Genomic DNA, 23,696 nt, shown 5'->3' with positions numbered 1-23,696 from the left:
TCTTTCCAAAAACAATAAACCAAATACCACAAAAGTCTATTATGAAAATTAAAGCCATTATTGTAGATGATGAATCGCATGCGCGTAGTTTATTACGAAATCTATGCAACCGATATTATGAAGATAAAATCGAAATTATTGAGGAATGCAATTCAGTTTCAGCAGCTCTAATTTCAATAAAAAAACATTCACCAAATCTTGTCTTTTTAGACATTCAGATGCCTGATCAGAACGGTTTTGAATTACTTTCTCATTTTGACACTATCCCTTTTGAAATAATCTTTACCACAGCGCACAAAGAGTTTGCTATTGAAGCCATTCGTAACAGTGCAATAGATTATTTAATCAAATCTATTAACGTACAAGATTTTAAAGCAGCAATTGACAGACTTAATTTGGTTTTAGAAAAAAAGAATAGTATAAATCGCTATCAATTACTTTCTGAAAACATTGCCAATCAATTTACCGGAAAACAGCAAATTGCTTTTCCTACAAAAAAAGGGTTTGAAGTAATTAAGGTTAACAAAATCATATTTTGTGAGTCAGAGGGTTCATATACTTACATTCATACAACAGATAAAATACATCATACCTCAAGATCATTTAAAGAAACTTGCGAATTACTGCTACCTGCTGCCAACTTTCTAAAAGTGCATCGAAGTTTTTTGATCAATAGAGAATATGTTGAAAATTTCAAATCGGATGAATTTCTTCTCGAAATGACTTCAGGAGATAAAATTCCAGTTTCAGACAAATCATTCAATAAAAAAGAACTTATTGATGCGATTACCAAGTAAGACCATTTTACAACTCTTTTTCCTCTTTATCACATCTTTTGCCTTTGGTCAATATTTTCCTTCCAAAAATTTCACCACTTCAGATGGTTTGCCTAATAATGCCGTTCGTTCTTTATTTTTAGATTCTAAAAATATTTTATGGATAGGCACTGAAAATGGTGTTTCCAAAATGGAGAACGGAATGTTTACAACTATTGATGAAAGCAATGGTTTGGGACATAATAGCTGTTGGGATATTGCGGAAGATGCAGATGAAAATATGTGGTTTGCCAGTTACGGTGGTGGTGTAAGTAAATTTGACGGTAAAAATTTTACAGTTTTTACAACCAAAAACGGACTTTTAGCCAATAAAACAAGAAAAGTCTTTTCGTTCAAAGACAAAATTTATGTTGGTACAGAACAAGGTGTTTCTATTATTGATATCAAAACAAACAAGCTGATTACACCCAAAGTTCCTGAGCACAAAGAAGATTTTATTTCTTTAGCCTTTGTTGAATATAAGGACGTTGTATATTTTACTTCAACTTTTGAGGGTTTATTTAAAATTGATGAATCTTCTTCGACTCCACGCATCATTCCGGTTGTCTTACATAAAAATTCTTATTCATTAGGCCTTTTTGGCTCTACACTTTACAGTGGAAACGAAACATATATTAATAAATATGATTTTGATAAAATTTTAAAAGGAGATAAATCATCTCAGAATTTTGGAAAATCTTTTGTTTGGCAATATGCAAAAGACAAGCGAAATACCATTTTTGCAGCAACCTGGGGCGTTTATACTCCTGATGGAGGTCTTTATACTATTGCAGAAAATAAAATGAGAGATGTTTCTAATATATATGGAATTGACTCTAAAATTCTGCTGAATGTCGTTTATGATAAATTTAATGACATACTTTATGTTGGCTCCAACGACAATGGAATCTATCAGGTAAGATTAGATAAAATAATAGATTACAATCCGTTTAATGCTAAAGCGATTATAGATTTTGAAAATTTTAATAATCATAAATTAATTCTAGAAACTACAGGAGTAAAAGTTCTAAACTCAAAACAGGAAATAATAAATTCAATTTCGCTTGATGAATTTAAGAAAACTGAAATGAGCTTTTGTAAAAAAGCGGAAAATATCATAAATAAACAATCACCTGAATCACGCGATTTTGAATTAAATTTTAATATCCCAACAAATCAAATTGAGTTTTACGAAATCGTGAAAAATCAAAATTCTTTATGGATTAATAGTAACATTGGAATTTTTGAAATTGATAAAAATTATAAAATAGTTAATTACTTACCTAAACATAGTTTAAAAATTGGTTTTGGTTATGACAATAAACTAATCGAAACTATTACTTACGCAGGAGTTCGTATTTATGATAATTTAAAAACCTTAAAAAATACACATTATTCAAAGTTCAAGAAAAACACACCACAATACATCGTCAAAATTTTAACCAACAACAACAAGACTTATCTTTTATCAGTCTTTAATGGTTTATATGTATATGAAAAGGGTCAGTTTCAATCGTATTTGGCTGATGCAATCTGGAAAGAAAAAAAGTTCAAACACATTACAAAAAATAACAAAGGACAACTTATTTTAGCGGCTGAATTTGGTGATGTTTTTATAATTGATGACTCAAAATCTTTTAAAATCCTTAAAACAATTTCCAAAAAACAGATTATTGGGAGCACAATTTTATTTCTTGAGTCATATAAAAACTATATTTTAATAGGTACAGAAAAAGGTATCAACATTTATAAAGATGGCATTATAAGACTTATTGATAAAGAGCAAGGTTTAAAAGATTGCAGAATAAGTACTTCTCAAATTTTTGAAAATGCATTATGGTTGGGAACTCAAAAAGGATTTTATATAATAGACCTAAACCATTTGATTGCAACTCAATTGACCGTTTCGGAAATTGGAATCAGCAAAATTGCAATTAATAATATCCCTCTTAAACCGTCAGCTTATAAATGGTTTCGATACAATTCAAAACAACTAATTTCAGACTATAAGCACAATTCATTTTCAATTGATTTTGTTCCAAAAGGACATCCTTTCCCTCACAAATTAAAATTTAGATATCGTTTAAACAGTAATAATCGCTGGAGTCCTTATAGTGAAAAAACAAATTTATTCTTACCCTACCTACCCTACGGAAACTATAATATAGAAATCGAAGTCTTTGACATGAATGCCGGAAAATCAAAATTTTTCACGATTTTACAGCTTCATATCCAACCTCCTTTTTGGTTAAGTTGGTGGTTTGTATTATTAGCTATAATTACTTTATCAGTAATGATCGTATTCATATTTATACGAATTAAAAGAAAATCAAACGAAAGAACTATTATTCAGCGACGTATTGCCGAGACCAAACTAGAAGCACTTTTGAGCCAAATGAATCCGCATTTTACTTTTAATGCAATGAACGCCATTCAGGATTATATTATTAGCAACGATATTGACAACTCGTTACTCTACATTGGCGAATTTTCAAAATTAATTCGAAAAACATTAGAAAACTCATCAAAACAAAAGATTACCATTGATGAAGAAATAGAATATCTTGAGGCTTATATTTCGATCGAAAATATGCGTTTTGATAATCGGATCGATTTTGAAATTCAAATTTCACCAGAAGTTGATGCCTGTTTCACCAAGATTCCTACAATGCTTTTACAGCCTTTTGTTGAGAATGTTTTTGTTCATGCTTTCAATGAGTCAAGTATATCTCCAAAATTGATAATTTCCTTTAAAATGATTTCCGAAACTATTTTAGAGTGTAAAATTACAGATAACGGAATGAGTCTGAAAACCACCAAAAAGAACAAACTACATCCATCAAAAGGAATTCAACTTACAAAAGAGCGTTTATCGCTTTTACAAGACTTAAAAAACCCAATCGAAATTGCGTTTACCGAAAATAGCGGTACAACTGTAACTATTTTACTTTTGGTATAAATTCTTCATTCCAAATTCAAAAGCACTTGTTAAGATCTAACAAGTGCTTTTTTCATTTATAGTCTAGAAAGATACTTTCGTGTTAAATAAAGATGCTTTTAAAAAGTAAAATAATTAGATAAGGCGTGATCATATATTTTTGAATTCTAACCCTCAAAATTTTAAAATATGCCCAATTTCTATTGTGAATGCTGTGGAACAAAAAGTTCAAGCATCTCTAGCTTAACAGCAAATTCTTGCTCCCGCCATCCACTTGGACCAGGAAAAGGGAAACACAAACTTTACGAAGGATCAGAAAAAACAAAATACAGCTGCAAGTACTGTGGTACTTCATCATCTTCCATTTCAAACTTAACTGGAAATTCATGTTCAAGACATCCAAATGGAAGTCGAAAAGGAAAACATGTACCGACGTTGTAGTTAAATAAATCAAACAAAACACTAAAAAAAATGGAAATTATCATTCTAGCTATAATTAGCACATTGGTACTAACAACACTTGTTTGGATCATATTTTTTAAAAATATTCAAAGTAAATTATCTCATGAAAATGATAAATTAAAAATGGAATTAAATATCGTCAAATCAGATATAGACTATCAAGTAAATAAAAAATTAGAAGATAAAACTAGCACTTTAAATCAACAAATTCTGGAACTAAAAAGAGAATCTGTCATTATTGAGCGAGAATCGTATGATAAAGGAAAAAAAGATGCCTCCACAGAATTCCAAAAAGACTACTATGTAAGTGTTATTCCATACAAAGAGACTTACGAAGGAGAAAGAGATTATGTGATCTTTGGTAAAAAAAACAAATATGTAAATGTCGGTTTTCAACGTCAATTATTTGTGAAAGGAATTCCTGTTTTTGATCCCGTTTACTCTTTTGTTGAAAAATATGAATTTAATGAATTTAGACTTAATGAGGAAGCTATTAATCGACTGGTTAATAACGCAATAAAAACAATTGCTCCACAAGCAGGCACATTTATTAAAGTTACCGAAAATATAATCGAAAAATAATGACAAAAAAAATACTCTTTATATTATTATTCATTAGTACTTATTCCTATGGACAATATACCGTAATTCCGGATATTAATTTTGAAAAAGCTTTAATTAGCCTTGGATACGATGATAAAACTCCAGATGGCAAGATCCTTACGTCTAAAATTAATAAAATAACATATTTAGACATTTCATATAAATTGATAGATAATTTAACAGGAATCGAAGATTTTACATTATTAAGACATTTATATTGTAATTCTAACAAACTAGCCAATCTCAATATTTCTAAAAATAGTTTTATAACTAATTTAAACTGCTCCAATAACAAAATTAACAGTTTAGATATAACACAGAATATAAATCTACAAGTTATTGATTTCTCTTTTAACCAGATATCTAATATAAATACAGCAAGTAATAGTGCATTAAACTCGATGTCCTGTAACAACAACACTATTAATACCTTAGATGTTTCCAAAAATATTGAATTAAGATCCTTAAATTGTTCTCAAAACAAATTAACAATATTAGACCTAAGTAGTAATATATACATACACACCATAAAATGCAATAAAAACATTCTTTATGGATTGAATTTAAAAAATCGAAAAACTGGAATCCTATCGATGGATTCAGATTTTAAAGAAAATCCAAACTTATCCTGTATTCAAGTTGATGATGCTATTTACTCCTCTTCTAATTGGTTTCGATTAAAAGAAAGTTCAGCAAGCTATTTTGAAGGGAACTGTATGGAATATACACTAATTCCAGATTTAAATTTCGAGGCAAAATTAATTTCATTAAAAATCGACAAAGATGGCCTCAATGGTAAAATTTTTACTTTTGATGCTAAACAGACCAAAACTTTAAGTATTGAAAATAATAATTCAAGTAATAAAATTAAAAATTTAACAGGCATTGAAGATTTCACTTCATTAGAGTCGTTGGGCTGTTCTGGAAATCTATTAGAGACACTTGATTTATCAAATAATACTAAACTACTAAAATTAGACTGTGCTACAAACAAATTAACCAATTTAAATGTTTCACAAAATATTAATCTAAAAGAATTAGATTGTTATGATAATAAACTCGTAAACTTAAATTTTTCGAAAAACACTAATCTTCAATATTTATATTGTCATAAAAACCAATTAATAAATCTGGATGTAGATAAAAACACTAATTTAAATTATTTATGGTGCAACTTTAATCAATTAACAAGTCTCAATATCTCTAATAATATAAATCTAAAATCTCTTTATTGTGGTTTTAATCAATTAAGTGCGCTTGATGTATCAACAAATATTGCACTTTCCGATTTAAGCTTATCTGGCAATAAGATAAGTAATATTGATGTAAGTAAAAATATAAAACTAAAAACATTATCGTTGGAAGAAAATCAAATAACCGATTTAAATATTTTTAATAATTTATTATTATCTGGTTTACATTGCTATGGAAATCAAATAAAAAAAATAGATGTGTCGAAAAACATTGAATTAACTGACTTTAGATGCAATTCTAATAACTTAATTAGTTTAAATTTAAAAAATGGGAAAAACACAAATCTTAATGATAGTTATTTGGATTTTACAAAAAACCCAAATTTAACTTGTATTCAAGTTGATAATGAAATCTACTCAAAAACTAATTGGAATGAAAAAAAAGACACAACAGCATCTTTTTCTACAACTTGTTCATTAGGAATAGAAGGATCTTCATTCAATAATGTTAATATTTATCCAAATCCAACCAAAGGAGAATTACACATAGAAAATATTAATTTAAAGAAGGCATCTCTTTACAACTCTATTGGCCAACTTATTAAAACTGATTTATTTGAGGTAGATTCAAATATAAATACTATAGATTTATCAGGACTATCAGAAGGACTATATTATATCTATCTACAAATTGAAGGCAGCATCGCTGTTAGAAAAGTAATTTTAAAGTAACATTCCTTTCAAATTTAAAAACCAATATTTAATTTAAACATATAATTACAGTCTTTTATCTACAAAAACGCTAACCAAAAGTTAGTGTTTTTTGTTACTAATTGTAACATAAACTTTTGCTATCGAGCACTAAAAGAACAAATCAAAGTGGTAACTTTGCGTTTTGCTCAAAATTATGTTAGAAAAAGACAATACTATTGAAGTTCTTGGTGCAAGAGTTCATAATCTAAAAAATATCGATATTTCTATTCCGCGTGAAAAACTGGTTGTAATTACCGGTTTATCAGGTTCGGGAAAATCATCTTTGGCATTTGATACCATTTATGCTGAAGGGCAACGTCGTTATGTTGAAACTTTTTCGGCTTACGCCAGACAATTTCTTGGTGGCTTAGAGCGTCCAGATGTTGATAAAATTGACGGACTTTCGCCAGTAATTGCAATCGAACAAAAAACGACCAGTAAAAGTCCTCGATCGACTGTTGGAACAATTACTGAAATATATGATTTTCTTCGTCTTTTGTATGCACGTGGCGCAGATGCCTACAGTTATAATACAGGCGAAAAAATGGTTTCCTATTCTGACGATCAAATTAAAGATTTGATTATTCAGGATTTTACCGGAAAACGAATCAATATTCTTGCACCGATTATTAGAGCAAGAAAAGGGCATTACGCCGAACTATTCCAACAAATTACCAAACAAGGATTTTTGAAAGTTCGTGTAAACGGTGAAGTTCAGGATTTGGTTTCGGGAATGAAATTAGATCGTTATAAAACACACGATATCGAAATTGTAGTCGACAGAATGTTGATTGAAGATACCGAAGACAATCAAAAAAGATTATCAGAAAGTATCAATACAGCCATGCATCACGGCGAAAATGTATTAATGATTTTAGATCAGGATACAAATGAAGTACGTTATTTCAGTAGAAATTTAATGTGTCCGACAACTGGAATATCATATCAAAATCCTGAACCTAATTTATTTTCGTTCAACTCTCCAAAAGGAGCTTGTCCGCATTGTAATGGCTTAGGAACAGTTCATGAAATAAATATCAAAAAGATTATTCCGAATCCGAAATTGTCAATTAAAGCAGGAGGTTTTGCTCCTCTTGGCGAATATAAATCATCTTGGATTTTTAAGCAGTTAGAAGTTATCGGAGAAAAATTTGGGTTCAAAATTACTGATCCAATTGAGAAAATTCCGGAAGAAGCCATGAATATGATTTTGCATGGCGGAAAAGACAAATTCACTATAAACTCAAAAGATTTAGGCGTTACTCGTGATTATAAAATTGATTTTGAAGGAATCTCACACTTTATCAAAAATCAATACGACGAAAGCGCTTCAACGACTATAAAGCGTTGGGCAAAAGATTTCATGGACGAAGTGAATTGTCCGGTTTGCGAAGGCTCTCGCTTGAAAAAAGAAGCGCAGTTTTTTAGAGTAAACGGGAAAAATATCACGGAATTATGTGATATGGATATTTCCGATCTAACAGCCTGGTTTCAGGATTTGAACAGTAATTTATCAGACAAACAACTTTTAATTGCTTCTGAAGTAGTTAAAGAAATCAAAGATCGTTTGAACTTTCTGATGAATGTTGGTTTGAACTATTTGGCTTTAAGCCGAAGCTCAAAATCACTTTCTGGTGGTGAAGCACAGCGTATTCGTTTAGCAACACAAATTGGTTCGCAATTGGTTGGTGTTTTATACATTCTGGATGAGCCAAGTATTGGTTTACACCAAAGAGACAACGAAAAATTGATTCATTCGTTAGAACAATTACGCGATATTGGAAACTCGGTTATTGTCGTAGAACACGACAAAGACATGATTGAACGTGCCGATTATGTAATTGATATTGGCCCAAAAGCCGGGAAATACGGAGGAGAAATCATTAGTATTGGAACTCCGGCAGAAACGCTGAAATCCAATACGATTACCGCTCAATATTTGAATGGTAAAATGAAATTAGAGATTCCGAAAGAACGTCGTAAAGGAAATGGTAAATTTTTAAAACTAAGCGGCGCAACTGGAAATAACCTGAAAAATGTTTCGATAGAATTGCCTTTGGGACAATTAATATGTGTTACAGGAGTTTCAGGAAGCGGAAAATCGACTTTGATAAACGAAACGCTTTACCCTATTTTGAATGCTTATTATTTCAATGGTGTGAAAAAACCGCAACCTTATAAAAAGATTGAGGGTTTAGAACATATAGACAAAGTAATTGACATAGACCAAAGCCCGATTGGAAGAACGCCACGTTCGAATCCAGCAACATATACGGAGGTTTTTACCGAAATCAGAAACCTGTTTACAATGACTTCTGAAAGTATGATTCGTGGATACAAAGCCGGACGTTTTAGCTTTAATGTAAAAGGCGGACGCTGTGAAACCTGTGAAGGTTCAGGAGTTAGAACTATCGAAATGAACTTTTTACCAGATGTTTATGTAGAATGCGAAACTTGTCAAGGAAAACGCTTTAATAGAGAAACCCTAGAGATTCGCTATAAAGGAAAATCAATTTCGGATGTATTGAATATGACAGTTGATGAAGCCGTTCCGTTCTTTGAAATGATTCCGAAGATTTACAGAAAAGTAAAAACAATTCAGGATGTTGGTTTAGGATACATTACGCTTGGTCAGCAAAGTACAACACTTTCTGGTGGTGAAGCGCAACGTATTAAACTTGCAGGAGAATTGTCTAAAAAAGATACCGGAAATACGTTTTATATTCTGGACGAACCTACAACCGGTTTACACTTTGAAGACATTCGTGTATTAATGGATGTCATCAATAAATTAGTCGATAAAGGAAATACAATTTTGGTAATTGAACATAATATGGACGTAATTAAACTTGCGGATTATATTATCGATATTGGTCCTGAAGGTGGAAAAGGCGGCGGACAATTAATCGCAAAAGGAACACCAGAAGAAGTAGCGAAAAGTAAAAAAAGCTATACGGCTAAATTCTTGAAGAAGGAATTAGAATAAAAAGCTCTTGAAATAATTCTCGGAGAAAGATTAAAAAAATTTCACACAAAGTGATCACAATTATTGTCATCCCGAAAAACGAGGGATGACAATATTGCGGATATCAATTGCCAAAAATAGATTAAAATCGATTCATTGAACTTTGCAAAACAACAACATCATTATTAATTCAACCCACTGATAATGAATACCAAACAAAAAACAATCTTTTAAAAACGTTACATTTCAATTAATAAATCCACATTTTTGTAACAATTCTCGAAAAAAGACTTAATTTAGTACGCCCTTTTTGCCAAAGCTTTTCATTTTGACAAAAACTAAGATAAAGTCTATGAATCTAAAAGAAAGTTTCAGTAACGTAAACCAATATTTTTCACCGAAAATAATTGACGAAGTAAACGATCAATATATCAAAGTGGCAAAAATAAAAGGTCAGGATTTACCGTGGCACAATCACGAAAATGAAGACGAGCTTTTTTACATTGTTGAAGGAGAACTTTTGATGGAAATTGAAAACATACAATCCTTCATAATGAAAAAAGGAGATTTATTTGTAGTAAAAAAAGGCATCAATCATAGGGTTTCAGCGGTAGAAGAATGTTTATTAATGCTCATCGAACCCAAAACTACTGAACACACCGGAAAAGTCAAAAGCGACATTACCAGATCAATTGAAGAGCAAAAATACTAATTAGGATACTCTTAAAAAATCTAAAATTTCAACTAAAAATCAATGCCCTAGCCCTGATGGCAACGGCATCCTTTTGTGGAGGCGTTCGCCACAAAAGATATAGTGAACAGCAGGAACTAGCTCCTTCTCCCAAAGTCTCGGGACGCCCAGGATGCCAACTTAAAAAGACACAACTTAAATAAAAATATAAATAATTAAAATACCTAAAATGAGATTAGAAGATTTTGATAATGATGAGGACAAAGTAATTCAAGACCGTTTGAAACAAAAAACGTGGAATGAAATTAGAACAAATGACAGCTGGGCGATTTTTAAAATCATGGCTGAGTTTGTAAACGGATACGAAAGCATGGGACGAATTGGTCCGTGTGTATCTATTTTTGGATCGGCTAGAACAAAACCAGACGATAAATATTATTTATTGGCTGAGAAAATTGCTTACAAAATCAGTAAAGCTGGTTACGGTGTTATCACAGGAGGTGGTCCCGGAATCATGGAAGCTGGTAACAAAGGTGCGCATTTAGGAGGCGGAACTTCGGTTGGTTTAAACATCGAATTGCCTTTTGAACAACACTTTAACCCTTATATTGACCACGATAAAAACCTGAATTTCGATTATTTCTTTGTGAGAAAAGTTATGTTCGTAAAATATTCGCAAGGTTTTGTGGTGATGCCAGGTGGTTTTGGAACTCTTGACGAAATGTTTGAGGCGATCACCTTGATTCAAACAAAGAAAATTGGAAAATTCCCTATTATTCTGGTTGGTGTTGAATTTTGGTCTGGATTGATCGAATGGGTAAAAACTGTTTTGGTTGAAAAAATGCAGACTGTAAGCCCGGATGACTTAAACTTATTCAAGATCGTAGACACTGAAGATGAAGTAGTTGACGTTCTGGATAAATTCTATAAAAAGTACGATTTGAGTCCAAATTTCTAATATTTAGTTTCATCATATAAGTGATATAAGAAATATAAATTATAGTTTTTGTAACGCCCAAAATACTATGAATTTTTATTACTTATAGGATTAAATTACATTAAATCTTACAAAAAATTAAAGCTGTTTTTATAACAGCTTTTTTTATGCTATTTTTACAAAAAACCAAAACAACTCTATGCTCGTAATTTAAGTATATACCCCTTAATTTTTTAAGCCATCTTTGAAACCATTATATAAAATTATATTCTTCACTTTAGTTTTATTTAGTTCAATAAAACAATACGCGCAACATCAATCTAAGATGGAAGTGGCGGTTAATCTTGAACTTAAAACTTTGAATGTAAAACAGGATATTACATTTTATAACACATCGAATGATTCCTTGATTTCGATTGTCCTCAATGACTGGAATAATGCTTTCTCTGATAAAAACACTCCATTGGCCAGACGTTTTTCGGATGAGTTTTACAGAGGTTTTCACTTGGCTAAAGCCGCTGAAAGAGGAAATACGACGATTTTGAATTTAACAGACTCTGATAATGCAGCGCTCGAATGGGAAAGAACTGCTAAAAACCCAGATTATATTGTTGTAAAACTAAATCGAAAATTACGTCCGGGTGAAAAAATTGATCTGCATTTAACTTATATTTCGAAAATTCCTAGTGATAAATTTACGCGTTACGGTTTTGATCAAAACGGCGGAATGAATCTTAAAAACTGGTTTTTGAGTCCTGCTCGCTTTGAAAATCATCGTTTTATGAAATACAACAATTTCAATTTAGATGATATTGCAAATGCAAGCACTGACTATGAAATTGAAATTAAAATCCCCAACCAATATTCGATTACTTCAGATTTGAATTCGGATTCTGAAGATTTAACAAATACTTCTTTTAAGACTTACTCTTTTTCGGGAAAAAACAGAACTGATTTTAACTTGTTCATCGAAAAACAAAACAGTTTTAAAAGCTATGAAATTGGTTCATTAGAGATTCTTTCGAATCTTAGAACTAAAAAGCTGAACGAGATACAAAGAGCTATTATTATTGATAGAGTGGTGACTTATGCCAATACATTTATTGGAAAGTATCCGCATAAAAAAATTACGGTTTCTCAAGTTGATTATGACCGAAATCCGTTTTATGGGCTTAATCAATTGCCATCGTTTATCAGTCCGTTTTCAGATGATTTTATCTTCGAAATTACTTTCTTAAAAACCTATCTGAACAATTACTTAAAGCAGAGTTTGCGTTTGGACCCTCGAAAAGACAACTGGGTTTATGACGGAATTCAGATTTATGTCATGATGAAATACATGGAAGAAAATCATTTGGATCAAAAAATGCTTGGTAAACTTTCAGACATGAAACTCTTTAAAAGTTACAACATTACCAATCTGACTTTTAATGAGCAATACAGCTATTATTATATGCTAATGGCTCGAAAAAATCTGGATCAGCCACTTGGCGACCCCAAAAATACACTTATAAAATTTAATGAGCAGATTGCCAGCAAATATCGCGCGGGCTTAAGTTTAAGCTATCTCGATGATTATCTTAACCATAATATTGTTCCGGAAAGCGTACAAGAGTTTTATAATCTAAATAAAAATGAGCAGGCAAATCGATATGATTTCGAAAAAATACTGAGTAAAAACAGTGCTAAAGATATCAATTGGTTTTTTAAAACTATAATTGATTCCCGCGATATTATCGATTATAAATTTACGAATGTATCCAGAACAAAAGACAGTGTACAATTTCAGATAAAAAACAAAACAGGACTTTATGTTCCGATTCCGGTTTATGGAATTAAGAAAAATGAAGTAGTATTCAAAAAATGGATCGAACCCAAAAAAGCAGATTCAATTTATGAATTTGAAAGAGCCAATGCTGACAAAATAGTCTTGAATTATGACAATGAAGTTCCTGAATATAACCAAAGAAACAACTGGAAATCATTAAAAAGTCTAGCAATAACCAATCGTCCTATAAAATTTAATTTCGCAAAAGATCTTGAAGATCCCTATTACAATCAGATTCTATACATCCCGACGCTTACTTATAATTTATACGATGGTTTAACACCTGGAATTCGTTTTCATAACAAAACTATTCTAGACAAACCTTTTACGTTTGACATCACTCCTGCCTACTCTATCAAAGCTGGAACAATTTCCGGATCATCTGCTTTTTCATGGAGTGAATATTATCGAAATAGTACACTTTATAATGTAAGGTATTCTATTAGTCAAAATTACTTTCATTATGCGCCAGATGCGACCTATTTGAGATTAAATCCGATGGTTCAGTTTCGAATCCGTGAAGAGAATTTTAGAGACAATAGAAAGCAATTAATTATGTTTCGACAAGTTATTGTAAATCGGGAAGCCAGCGCGTATATCACTGATAATTCGAAACCTAATTATTCGATCTTCAATGCCCGATATATGAATACAAAGACGGAATTGATTAATCATTTTAGTTTTATGACCGACATTCAATTTGCAGGCGATTTTGGGAAGTTGGCCGGTGAAGTTGAATACAGAAGATTATTCGAAAACAATCACAAATTAAACTTACGGTTTTACGCCGGAAGTTTTTTATACAACACAACAAACTCCGATTATTTTAGTTTTGGTTTAGACCGTCCAACTGATTATATGTTCGATTATAATTTTTATGGAAGATCTGAAAGCACTGGTTTTTTTAGCCAGCAATTTGTTATGGCAGAAGGAGGCTTTAAATCAAAACTTGCCCCTTCATATGCCAATCAATGCATGACTACATTAAATGCCAGTTACTCTATTTGGAATTGGATTGAATTATATGGCGATGTTGGTTTTTTGAAAAACAAACATCAAAAGGAAGATTTTGTGTATGATAGTGGTATTCGGTTAAATCTTGTTCCAGATTATTTTGAACTTTATTTCCCTGTTTACTCTAATAATGGATGGGAAATTTCTCAAAATAAATACAATGAAAAAATACGATTTGTGATCACTTTGTCACCAAAAACATTAGTTAATCTTTTTACTAGAAAATGGTTCTAATTGAATAAATTTTAAACAAAAAGATATATTATTATTATTAAACCCTGTTTTTAGATAGAAATAACATAAAAAAAATACGTAGTTTTTTGATTTTAAATACAAATAATTAAATTATATTTATTTTAAAGAATTATGATTATTGATTGTTTTTAAGTAATTTCGCAGTCTAAACATGACCCTACAAGATTATGATAAAAGAAAAAAGCAATACTACTTTAACATTTGAAGATTTCAAAACTGAGGTATTGAACGACTACAGAATTGCAGTAACCAGCCGCGAATGTAGTCTTTTAGGTCGTAAAGAAGTATTAACCGGGAAGGCCAAGTTTGGAATATTTGGCGACGGTAAAGAGGTGCCACAGCTTGCTATGGCAAAAGCCTTTAAAAACGGAGATTTTCGTTCCGGATACTATCGCGATCAAACTTTTATGATGGCTATTGGCGAATTGACTCCTAAGCAGTTTTTTGCTGGTTTATATGGTCATACTGATTTAGATTTTGATCCAATGTCTGCAGGAAGACAAATGGGCGGACACTTTGTAACGCACAGTTTGAATGAAGACGGATCTTGGAAAGATTTAACAAAACAAAAAAACTCATCAGCAGATATATCTCCTACAGCGGGGCAAATGCCTAGATTATTAGGATTAGCTCAGGCTTCAAAAATTTACAGAAATGTTGACGGAATTACTATCAAAGATAATTTCTCTGTAAATGGAAATGAAGTAGCTTGGGGAACGATTGGAAACGCAAGTACCTCTGAAGGTCTGTTTTTTGAAACTATAAATGCTGCCGGAGTTTTACAAGTTCCGATGGTAATGAGTGTTTGGGATGACGAATACGGAATTTCTGTTCATGCAAAACATCAAACAACTAAAGAAAATATTTCTGAAATTCTAAAAGGATACCAACGCGATGAAGACTCAAAAGGGTATGAAATTTTTAGAGTTAAAGGTTGGGATTATGCCGAGCTAGTTTCGACGTATGAAAAAGCTGCTGCCATTGCGCGCGAGCAACACGTTCCTGTTTTAATTCATGTAAACGAATTAACGCAACCACAAGGACATTCTACTTCAGGCTCTCATGAACGTTATAAAAACGCAGAAAGATTGGCTTGGGAAAGAGATTTCGATTGTATTCGCCAAATGCGTTTATGGATGATTGCCATCAATATTGCATCTCCTGAAGAACTATCTGAAATTGAATTCCAATTGAAAAAAGAGGTTCTCGAAGCTAAAAAGGAAGCTTGGAGCTCGTTCATCAATCCTATTATTGAAGATCAAAAAAATCTTTTGACTTTATTGGAGCAAATTGCTGAAGCAAGTATCAACCACAAGGAAAAAATTAGAAAATATATTTCTGAATTAAGTGTCATAAAATCTCCTTTAAAGAAAGAAATGCTGGTAATTGCCAGAAAGATTCTTCGCTTTATAGAAGTTCCAAACAGCAAAGTTCTATTATCAAACTGGATAACTGATTATATTGAAATTACGCAGCCAAGATTCAGCAGTAACTTATATTCTGATTCAGATTTAAAAGTCTCTTCAGTTCAAAAAGTGCTTCCTGAATATGCAGATAATGCTAAACCCGATTTAGACGGACGAATGATTCTTCGTGATAACTTTGACGCTTTGTTTACCAAATATCCTGAAACTTTAATTTTTGGAGAAGATGTTGGAAACATTGGCGATGTAAACCAAGGTTTAGAAGGAATGCAGGAAAAATACGGTGAACTTCGCGTTGCAGATGTCGGTATTCGTGAAGCAACTATTCTTGGACAAGGAATTGGAATGGCTTTAAGAGGTTTACGACCAATTGCTGAAATTCAATATTTAGATTATTTACTATATGCAATTCAAATCATGAGTGACGATTTGGCAACGTTGCAATATAGAACAGTTGGAAAACAAAAAGCACCATTAATTATCAGAACACGCGGGCACCGTTTAGAAGGTATCTGGCATTCTGGTTCTCCAATGGGAATGATTATTAACGCTATTCGCGGAATTCATGTTTTGGTTCCTAGAAATATGACACAAGCTGCAGGTTTCTACAATGCACTTTTAGAGACTGATGAACCTGCTTTAGTTATTGAATGTTTGAATGGTTACCGTTTAAAAGAAAAAACGCCACTGAATTTTGGTGAATTCAAAACGCCAATTGGAGTTGTTGAAACGCTAAAAGAAGGTTCAGATATTACTTTAGTTTCTTACGGATCGACATTAAGATTGGTTGAACAAGCTGCTGTTGAATTACTTGATTTAGGAATAGATTGTGAAGTAATCGATATTCAGTCTTTACTTCCGTTCGACGTTAATAAAGACATTGTAAAAAGTATCGCCAAAACAAATCGCTTGCTGGTAATCGACGAAGATGTTCCAGGTGGAGCTTCAGCATTTATTTTACAGCAAATTTTAGAAGAACAAGACGCTTACAACCATTTAGATAGTAAACCGCAAACTCTTGCTGCAAAAGAGCACAGACCGGCTTATGGAACTGATGGTGACTATTTCTCAAAACCTTCTACCGAAGATATTTTCGAGAAAGTTTACAGCATGATGCATGAAGTTAATCCTTCTAAATACCCTAGTTTATACTAAGAATTTAGCTCGGTTTTAAATATAAAAAAAGCTCCAAATTATAATGATTTGGAGCTTTTTTTAATTAAAGTCTGTCATCCTGAGCGGAGTCGAAGGCGCCCCAATTGAAACGCTGGCTTCGACTCCGCTCTGCCTGACATATGTTAGCATATAAAACATATTATTAAAAATCTGCGTAAATCCGTGTTTTCGCGATACACAGCTGTGTCATCCGCGTGCTGTCTCACAATTTATTTAGCAGCCAAAATAGCCCTCGCCTTTTCTAAATCTTCAGCTGTATCAATTCCGATCCCAACATGCGTTGTTTCTACCATTTTTATGCGTTTTCCAAACTCCAAATAACGAAGCTGTTCTAACTTCTCAGAAGCTTCTAAAGACTTCATCGGAAGGTTGTAAAAATCTAATAAAGCTTGTTTTCTAAATGCATAAATTCCGATATGCTGAAAATAACGCACTCCAACATTTTTATCTCTAGGATATGGAATTACCGAACGCGAAAAATACAAAGCAAATTGCGATTGATCTACCACTACTTTCACATTATTAGGGTTATTGATTTCGTCTTCATCTGTGATTTCGCGCATTAGCGAAGCCAAATCAATTTTACGATCCTCATCATTCTTAAAAACAGATAAAACCTGCTCTAAAGGTCCAGCCTCTGTAAACGGTTCATCCCCTTGGACATTTACGACAATGTCAACATCCAAATTTGCAATAGCTTCAGCAATTCGATCACTTCCGGATTCGTGTTCTTTGATACTCATAATGGCTTTTCCGCCATGGTTCACAATTTCATCAAAGATCAAATCTGAATCGGTTACAACAAATACATCATCGAACAATTTTGTTGCGACAGTAGCTTCATAAGTTCTTAAAATCACAGTTTTTCCACCTAGATCCTGCATTAATTTTGCAGGAAAACGTGTTGATGCATATCGCGCCGGAATTACAGCTATTATTTTCATTATAAATTTATTTTTTAAGTCAAACAAATGTAACTATTCAAAACTTAGATTAAAAACATAATTTCATTAGATCGTTATAAAACTGATTAACAACAGTTTAAAAAATATATTATATTTATCAGAAAAAACACCATGAAGAAATCTTTGATTCTGATACTCCTTTCAGTGAATTTATTTTTTAATAATTCGGCTTTCAGCCAAAAAGACAATTCTAAAATAATCAATGCTTTTTCAGATCGGGTTTTTATCGGAAAAGGATACCAACCTCTCGGGAGTTTAAAATGGAAATACAAAACAGATGGAAAAATTTTCTCTTCTCCAATTACAAAAAACGGCGTTGTTTATATAGGCAGCGAAGATGGCTTTCTATCTGCTATCGAAGAAAAATCAGGAAATTTAAAATGGAAATTTAAAACGAACGGAGCGATTCACAGTTCTCCTAGCATTTATGAAAACATTGTTTATTTTGGCAGTTTTGATGGAAATTATTACGCCGTAAATACGCTAACCGGAAAATTATTATGGAAATTTAAAACTGGTGGAGAACATTGGCTGGGAGAAATTGGTCTGTGGGGAATGAAACCGGAAACGCAATATATGGAAGATTTATGGGATTTTTATTTATCATCTCCTGTAGTTTATGAAAACGGAAAATTGGCTTCAGTTGTATTTGGAAGTAGTGATGGCAACATTTATTCCGTAGATGCACAAACAGGAGATCTAAAATGGAAATTCAAAACAAACGGGCCTGTTCACGGAACTCCTGCAGTTGACAAAAACAAAATTTACGTTGGTGGCTGGGATGCCACTTTGTACGCTTTAAATGCGGAAAATGGTAAACCTATTTGGCAATTTCAAACGGGAACACAAATTGGTTTTAAAGGAATCCAATCGTCTGTAGCAGTTTCTGATGGAAAAGTTTATTTTGGAGCAAGAGAACCTTTCTTTTTTGCTTTAGATAGCGAAACAGGCAAGTTAATATGGAAATACAATGCCGAAAATTCATGGATACTAAGTTCTGCTGTTATCAAAGACAATATCGTTTATGTTGGAACTTCAGATACTTTTGCTTTATTGGCTTTAGACGCTAAAACAGGTGCTGAAAAATACAGATTTAAAACAAACGGATGGGTTTACTCATCACCGGCAATAGCAGGAAACACGATTTATTTTGGAGATTTTACGGGGAATTTTTTCAGCTTGGATTTACTTTCAAATGGAAAAAAATCAAATTTTATCAGTACAGAAAATCGCAAACAATTTGCTTCTTCAACTTTAAAAAATGACTTACTTGATTTTGGATATATTGCACAAAACGCTGATCTCTCAGTTTACGATAACAACAAAAAAGTGATGGATCAGTTTTATAAATTAGGCGCAATTCTTTCATCTCCATTTATCAATAATAACACTATCTATTTTGGTAGTGCTGATGGTTATTTATATGCTTATAATTTAGAGAAATAGAAATCTTCTTGCATCTCTGTGAAAATCTTTGTACAGCTTTGTGTTATAATTTTACCACAGAGAGACACGAAGCTTTTCACAGAGATTCGCAGAGGATTGCAAAGCTTGATATTGAGCCAGCTTTGCAAACTTTACGATAAAATTTCTACATGATTTTAACCGAAGTCATACTCAGAGAACCCGCCAATAATTTATCATTAAACAAGCTCAGTTCTTCCGATCCTTCTTTTAAACCTAAAGCATAAAGTAAAGGCAAATAATGATCCGGAGTTGGAATCGCTAATTGTGCCGCTTTATTCATTTTTTCGAAATCAATTAAAGGCTGAAAATTTCCGTCTAATAAATAATTATTAATGGTTTCGCGCGCTTCAATTGCCCAATCATAACCGTAATTGTCTTTATCAAAATTTCTGAAATCGACTAAACGAAGATTGTGAACGATATTCCCGCTTCCGATAATTAAAACCCCTTTATGTCGCAAAGATTGTAACTTCTGAGCCAACTCAAAATGATATTGTCCCGACTTTGTATAATCAATACTCAACTGAATTACCGGAACATTTGCTTCCGGGTATAAATGTTTGATTACGCTCCAGGCACCGTGATCTAAACCCCAGTGTTCATCTAAATCTACATGAACGGGTTCTAATATTTTCTTGGTTTCTACAGCTAATTCCGGACTTCCTTTGGCAGGATATTGTACATCGAAAAGTGCTTGCGGAAATCCTCCAAAATCATGAATCGTTCTTGGCATCTGCATCGCTGTCACTTTGGTTCCATTGGTAAACCAGTGTGCCGAAATACACAAAATAGCATTCGGTTGTGGTAATGTTTTTGCCAGATTACGAAAACCAGCGACAAACTGATTTTCTTCAATTGCATTCATCGGACTGCCATGTCCTAAAAACAAAACCGGCATTTTATCTGTATTCGAAAACGTAGACGAAATCGAATGTAAGTCGTTTAGTGTTGTCATTGTAAAAATATTTTATTTTTAGCCACAGATAAAAGGATTAAAAAGATTTTCCTTTAAAAGAACTTATAAATATTTAAAATCTGTGAGAATCATTTTAATCTGTGGCAACTAATCATTCCACAAAACTCTCGTCTTTAAATCCTATCAAATATAATTTATTTTTTGCACGTGTCATAGCCGTGTAGAGCCATCGAATGTAATCACGATCAATTCCGTTTGGTAAATACGGTTGTTCTATAAAAACTGTATCCCATTGTCCACCTTGCGATTTGTGACATGTTATAGCATAGGAGAATTTCACTTGTAAACCATTAAAATACTCGTTCTCTTTTACTTTCTGGAACTTCTTGTATTTTGTGGTTTCATTTTCATAATCCTTCATTACTTCTTCATACAAACGATTTGATTCTTCGTACGTTAATGATGGAGATTCACTTTTAATGGTATCTAAAAGTAAAACAGTTTCAAACGGTTTCTGATCTGGATAATCGACCATTCTTATTTTTACTTTCGCAAAATTAAATCCGTACAATTCCTGGATTCCAAACATTTCCAAAACTTCAATAATATCTCCATTGGCAATAAATCCGGCCTCATCAGTTTCTTTCAACCAGAAATAATTATTCTTAACAACCATTAAAAAATCGCCAACCGAAAGTTCGCTTTCTTTAAACAAAATTCGGGTTCTGATTTGCTCATTGTATTGATTTGCTCTTTTATTCGAACGCACAATAAAAGCCGTATCTTCAATACTATAATTACTATATGCCGAATTTATAGCATCCTGAATATCATAACCATCGGTCAATCGAACAATATCTTTGAACTTTTTTACATTGAATCGAAACTCTGTTATAAAACTTTCTTTTAGTAACTCACGCAGTTCAGTTGCGTTGAATAAAATTCCTGAACTCTCTTCCTGACGCATTACTTCATCAAGTTCGATATGTTCTACTTCTTTACCATAATGAATTCCTAAAGTATGCGTGTCTAAAGCTGGGCTAATATCTAAATTTACCGGTGGTAACTGAGCTGTATCTCCCAAAAGAATCATTTTGCAATTGGTTCCTGAATACACATATGAAATCAAATCGTCTAAAAGTGATCCGTTATCATACAATTTCGAATCTGAATTGCTGTCTGAAATCATCGAAGCTTCATCGACTATAAAAATGGTATTTTTATGCTTATTTAATTGCTTCGTAAAAGCCACGCCTCCCCCAGCAGATTTCTTTGGGAAATATATTTTTTTATGAATCGTAAAAGCCGGCGTATTCGAATAATTGGCAATTACTTTTGCGGCACGACCTGTTGGCGCCAGCAAAACAAACTTCTTATTAATATCTCCCAGATTATTTACAATTGTCGAAATAACAGTTGTCTTTCCTGTTCCGGCATATCCTTTCAGCACAAAAATAGTGTCATTATCAGGTTCAGTTAAAAAAATAGCAATCTTTTGAAAAAATATATCTTGTTTGTAAGTTGGTGCAAAGGGAAATCTTTTTTGTAAAACGCCGTAAAACAGTGCTGAATTCATAGGGAGAAAATTGAGATACAAAGTTCGTCTTTTTTAATGGCATTGTCAATTTAATATTTCCTATCATTTAAGTGATTTAAGATAATCCGGGCTTAAGTTTTCCTTTCAAAAAGGCAATAATACCTTATACTGCTTATTATGGTAAAAAAAATTTAACGCTGTCTTAAAGTGTTTTCGAAATTGTTTTTTGAAATTGCAATTATAATTGTTCCTTTTTAATTTGTAAGTTTGTGGTCGCCTTAAATTCTTTCTTGTAAAACAGGTAACGAATTGTAAATCAATATGTCATTACAAAATACTAACATCACTTCAAAAAATTACAAAAAGCTTTCTATTCAGGTTTCCCTGACCGGATTGTCGTTTTGTTGTTTTGATACTTTAAATAATACGATTACTTCTTTAAAAGAAATTCATTTTGAAACTTTTCATAAAGCTACCAAAATTGAAGAGCTATTTGGAGATGCTTTCAAAAACAATCCGGAATTAAAAGAGAATTACGACGAAGTTTTAGTCATTCATAATAATAATCTTTCGACTTTTGTTCCGACAGCATTGTTTGATGAAAATTATCTTGGAAGCTATTTACAGTACAATACAAAGGTTTTTGAAACAGATTTCTTTGCTTTCGACCAGGTTTCTAATTATCAAATGAATGCGGTTTATATTCCGTATGTCAATATCAATAATTTTTTTATAGACCAGTTTGGCGCTTTTGACTACAAACATGCTAATAGTATTTTGGTCGAAAAAATTCTGGATGCTTCAAGAAATAATGACGAAAAGAAAATGGTTGTCAATTTTAACTACGGTCATTTTGAAGTGATTGTAGTTCAAAATCAAAAATTATTACTTTTCAATTCTTTTGAGTATCAAACCCCTGAAGATTTTATTTATTACCTACTTTTTACAGCCGAACAATTGAGTCTAAACCCTGAAAGTTTTCAACTTGAATTGTTGGGTACAATAGACCAAAACGATCCATTTTATGCCATTGCATATAAATATATCCGACATATTTCTTTTTTTGATGTAAGTACTTTACAACAAAAAAATAGTTTTTCAACTGCACAAAATCAAAAACATTATATCTTATTTCAATCATGAGAATCATTTCAGGAAAATTTAAAGGACGTCGCATTTTTCCACCAAAAAACCTTCCTGTAAGACCAACAACTGATATGAGTAAAGAAGCATTATTTAATGTTTTGAATAATCATTTTAGTTTTGAAGGCTTAAAGGTTTTAGACCTGTTTTCAGGAACTGGTAATATCAGTTATGAATTCGCTTCACGCGGAAGTGAACCAATAACATCAGTCGATGGTGATTTTGGGTGTGTGAAATTTGTTAAACAAGTGGCATCAGAATATGATTTTAATATTGCTGCAACTAAGAGTGATGTTTACAAATTTTTAGATAGCTGCAAAACATCTTACGATATTATTTTTGCTGATCCTCCATACGGATTAGATCAAAATGCATTTGAAAAAATCGTTTTGACCGTTTTTGAACGAGATTTACTTCACGAAGACGGAATGATGATTATCGAGCATTCAAAGTATACTAAAATGGAACACCTTAGTAATTTCTCTTTCCAGAAAAATTATGGTGGATCTTTCTTTAGTTTCTTCGAATTAAATTCAACCGATGACGATGAAGAACTTCCAGATGATTCATCAAAAAAAGTTACAGAAGAAGACGAAGGATAGTTGTTCGTTTTA

Annotated in this window: 16 protein-coding genes; 13 read left to right on the top strand and 3 right to left on the bottom strand. The window is 32.2% G+C overall.

Annotated features, from left to right (window positions below; genetic code table 11):
* Nucleotides 1-41: 41 nt before the first annotated feature.
* The 10 genes from ACHRVZ_RS20645 (at nucleotide 42) to ACHRVZ_RS20600 (ending at nucleotide 17,033) form a co-directional block, all read left to right on the top strand.
* Nucleotides 42-797: a LytR/AlgR family response regulator transcription factor gene (locus tag ACHRVZ_RS20645; RefSeq protein ID WP_395424915.1), complete on the top strand. Its 756-nt coding sequence runs from the start codon at nucleotides 42-44 to the stop codon at nucleotides 795-797.
* Nucleotides 781-3,774 (top strand): histidine kinase, encoded by a 2,994-nt coding sequence (locus tag ACHRVZ_RS20640; protein WP_395424914.1) that lies wholly within the window; start codon nucleotides 781-783, stop codon nucleotides 3,772-3,774. The genes ACHRVZ_RS20645 and ACHRVZ_RS20640 overlap by 17 nt, the downstream gene beginning before the upstream one ends.
* A 168-nt stretch (nucleotides 3,775-3,942) precedes the next feature.
* On the top strand, nucleotides 3,943-4,194 hold the full coding sequence (locus ACHRVZ_RS20635; RefSeq protein WP_395424913.1) for a hypothetical protein: 252 nt from the start codon (nucleotides 3,943-3,945) through the stop codon (nucleotides 4,192-4,194).
* 30 nt (nucleotides 4,195-4,224) lie between these two features.
* Nucleotides 4,225-4,797: a hypothetical protein gene (locus ACHRVZ_RS20630; RefSeq protein ID WP_395424912.1), complete on the top strand. Its 573-nt coding sequence runs from the start codon at nucleotides 4,225-4,227 to the stop codon at nucleotides 4,795-4,797.
* A complete protein-coding gene (locus ACHRVZ_RS20625; protein ID WP_395424911.1) occupies nucleotides 4,797-6,743 on the top strand; it encodes a leucine-rich repeat domain-containing protein in 1,947 nt (648 codons plus the stop codon). The genes ACHRVZ_RS20630 and ACHRVZ_RS20625 overlap by 1 nt, the downstream gene beginning before the upstream one ends.
* Before the next feature lie 175 nt (nucleotides 6,744-6,918).
* On the top strand, nucleotides 6,919-9,750 hold the full coding sequence (gene uvrA, locus ACHRVZ_RS20620) for an excinuclease ABC subunit UvrA (protein ID WP_395424910.1): 2,832 nt from the start codon (nucleotides 6,919-6,921) through the stop codon (nucleotides 9,748-9,750).
* Between the two features lie 331 nt (nucleotides 9,751-10,081).
* The gene (locus ACHRVZ_RS20615; protein WP_395424909.1) at nucleotides 10,082-10,441 is read left to right on the top strand and encodes a cupin domain-containing protein; all 360 of its coding nucleotides are present in this window, start codon (nucleotides 10,082-10,084) and stop codon (nucleotides 10,439-10,441) included.
* A gap of 208 nt (nucleotides 10,442-10,649) precedes the next feature.
* The gene (locus ACHRVZ_RS20610; protein ID WP_041519577.1) at nucleotides 10,650-11,378 is read left to right on the top strand and encodes a TIGR00730 family Rossman fold protein; all 729 of its coding nucleotides are present in this window, start codon (nucleotides 10,650-10,652) and stop codon (nucleotides 11,376-11,378) included.
* Nucleotides 11,379-11,682: 304 nt separating this feature from the next.
* Nucleotides 11,683-14,433, top strand: coding sequence for an aminopeptidase (locus ACHRVZ_RS20605; RefSeq protein ID WP_395424964.1), 2,751 nt, complete (start codon nucleotides 11,683-11,685; stop codon nucleotides 14,431-14,433).
* 188 nt (nucleotides 14,434-14,621) lie between these two features.
* Nucleotides 14,622-17,033 (top strand): thiamine pyrophosphate-dependent enzyme, encoded by a 2,412-nt coding sequence (locus ACHRVZ_RS20600; RefSeq protein ID WP_395424908.1) that lies wholly within the window; start codon nucleotides 14,622-14,624, stop codon nucleotides 17,031-17,033.
* Between the two features lie 230 nt (nucleotides 17,034-17,263).
* Here ACHRVZ_RS20600 and kdsB read toward each other — a convergent pair whose 3' ends face one another.
* Nucleotides 17,264-17,998 (bottom strand): 3-deoxy-manno-octulosonate cytidylyltransferase, encoded by a 735-nt coding sequence (kdsB, locus tag ACHRVZ_RS20595; RefSeq protein ID WP_395424907.1) that lies wholly within the window; start codon nucleotides 17,996-17,998, stop codon nucleotides 17,264-17,266.
* Nucleotides 17,999-18,130: 132 nt separating this feature from the next.
* Here kdsB and ACHRVZ_RS20590 point away from each other — a divergent pair, with 132 nt between their 5' ends.
* Entirely contained in the window at nucleotides 18,131-19,465 is a 1,335-nt protein-coding gene (locus ACHRVZ_RS20590) for a PQQ-binding-like beta-propeller repeat protein (protein WP_395424906.1), read from the top strand.
* 145 nt (nucleotides 19,466-19,610) lie between these two features.
* On the opposite strand, the gene ygiD is transcribed toward ACHRVZ_RS20590, so the two are convergent.
* Both ygiD and ACHRVZ_RS20580 read right to left on the bottom strand, forming a co-directional pair.
* Nucleotides 19,611-20,441 (bottom strand): 4,5-DOPA dioxygenase extradiol, encoded by an 831-nt coding sequence (gene ygiD, locus ACHRVZ_RS20585; RefSeq protein WP_395424905.1) that lies wholly within the window; start codon nucleotides 20,439-20,441, stop codon nucleotides 19,611-19,613.
* A 112-nt stretch (nucleotides 20,442-20,553) separates the two neighbouring features.
* Nucleotides 20,554-21,978: an ATP-dependent RecD-like DNA helicase gene (locus tag ACHRVZ_RS20580; RefSeq protein ID WP_395424904.1), complete on the bottom strand. Its 1,425-nt coding sequence runs from the start codon at nucleotides 21,976-21,978 to the stop codon at nucleotides 20,554-20,556.
* A 282-nt stretch (nucleotides 21,979-22,260) separates the two neighbouring features.
* On the opposite strand from ACHRVZ_RS20580, the gene ACHRVZ_RS20575 reads away from it, so the two are divergent.
* Together ACHRVZ_RS20575 and ACHRVZ_RS20570 are read left to right on the top strand one after the other, a co-directional pair.
* Entirely contained in the window at nucleotides 22,261-23,082 is an 822-nt protein-coding gene (locus tag ACHRVZ_RS20575) for a DUF3822 family protein (protein ID WP_395424903.1), read from the top strand.
* Nucleotides 23,079-23,684: an RsmD family RNA methyltransferase gene (locus ACHRVZ_RS20570; protein ID WP_395424902.1), complete on the top strand. Its 606-nt coding sequence runs from the start codon at nucleotides 23,079-23,081 to the stop codon at nucleotides 23,682-23,684. Before ACHRVZ_RS20575 ends, ACHRVZ_RS20570 begins: the two co-directional genes overlap by 4 nt.
* Nucleotides 23,685-23,696 lie beyond the last annotated feature (12 nt).

The sequence above is a fragment of the Flavobacterium sp. FlaQc-57 genome, from assembly GCF_044007395.1.
Lineage (GTDB): Bacteria > Bacteroidota > Bacteroidia > Flavobacteriales > Flavobacteriaceae > Flavobacterium.
Note: the sequence above shows the minus strand (reverse complement) of the source record. Positions and strands in the feature narration are given on the sequence as shown.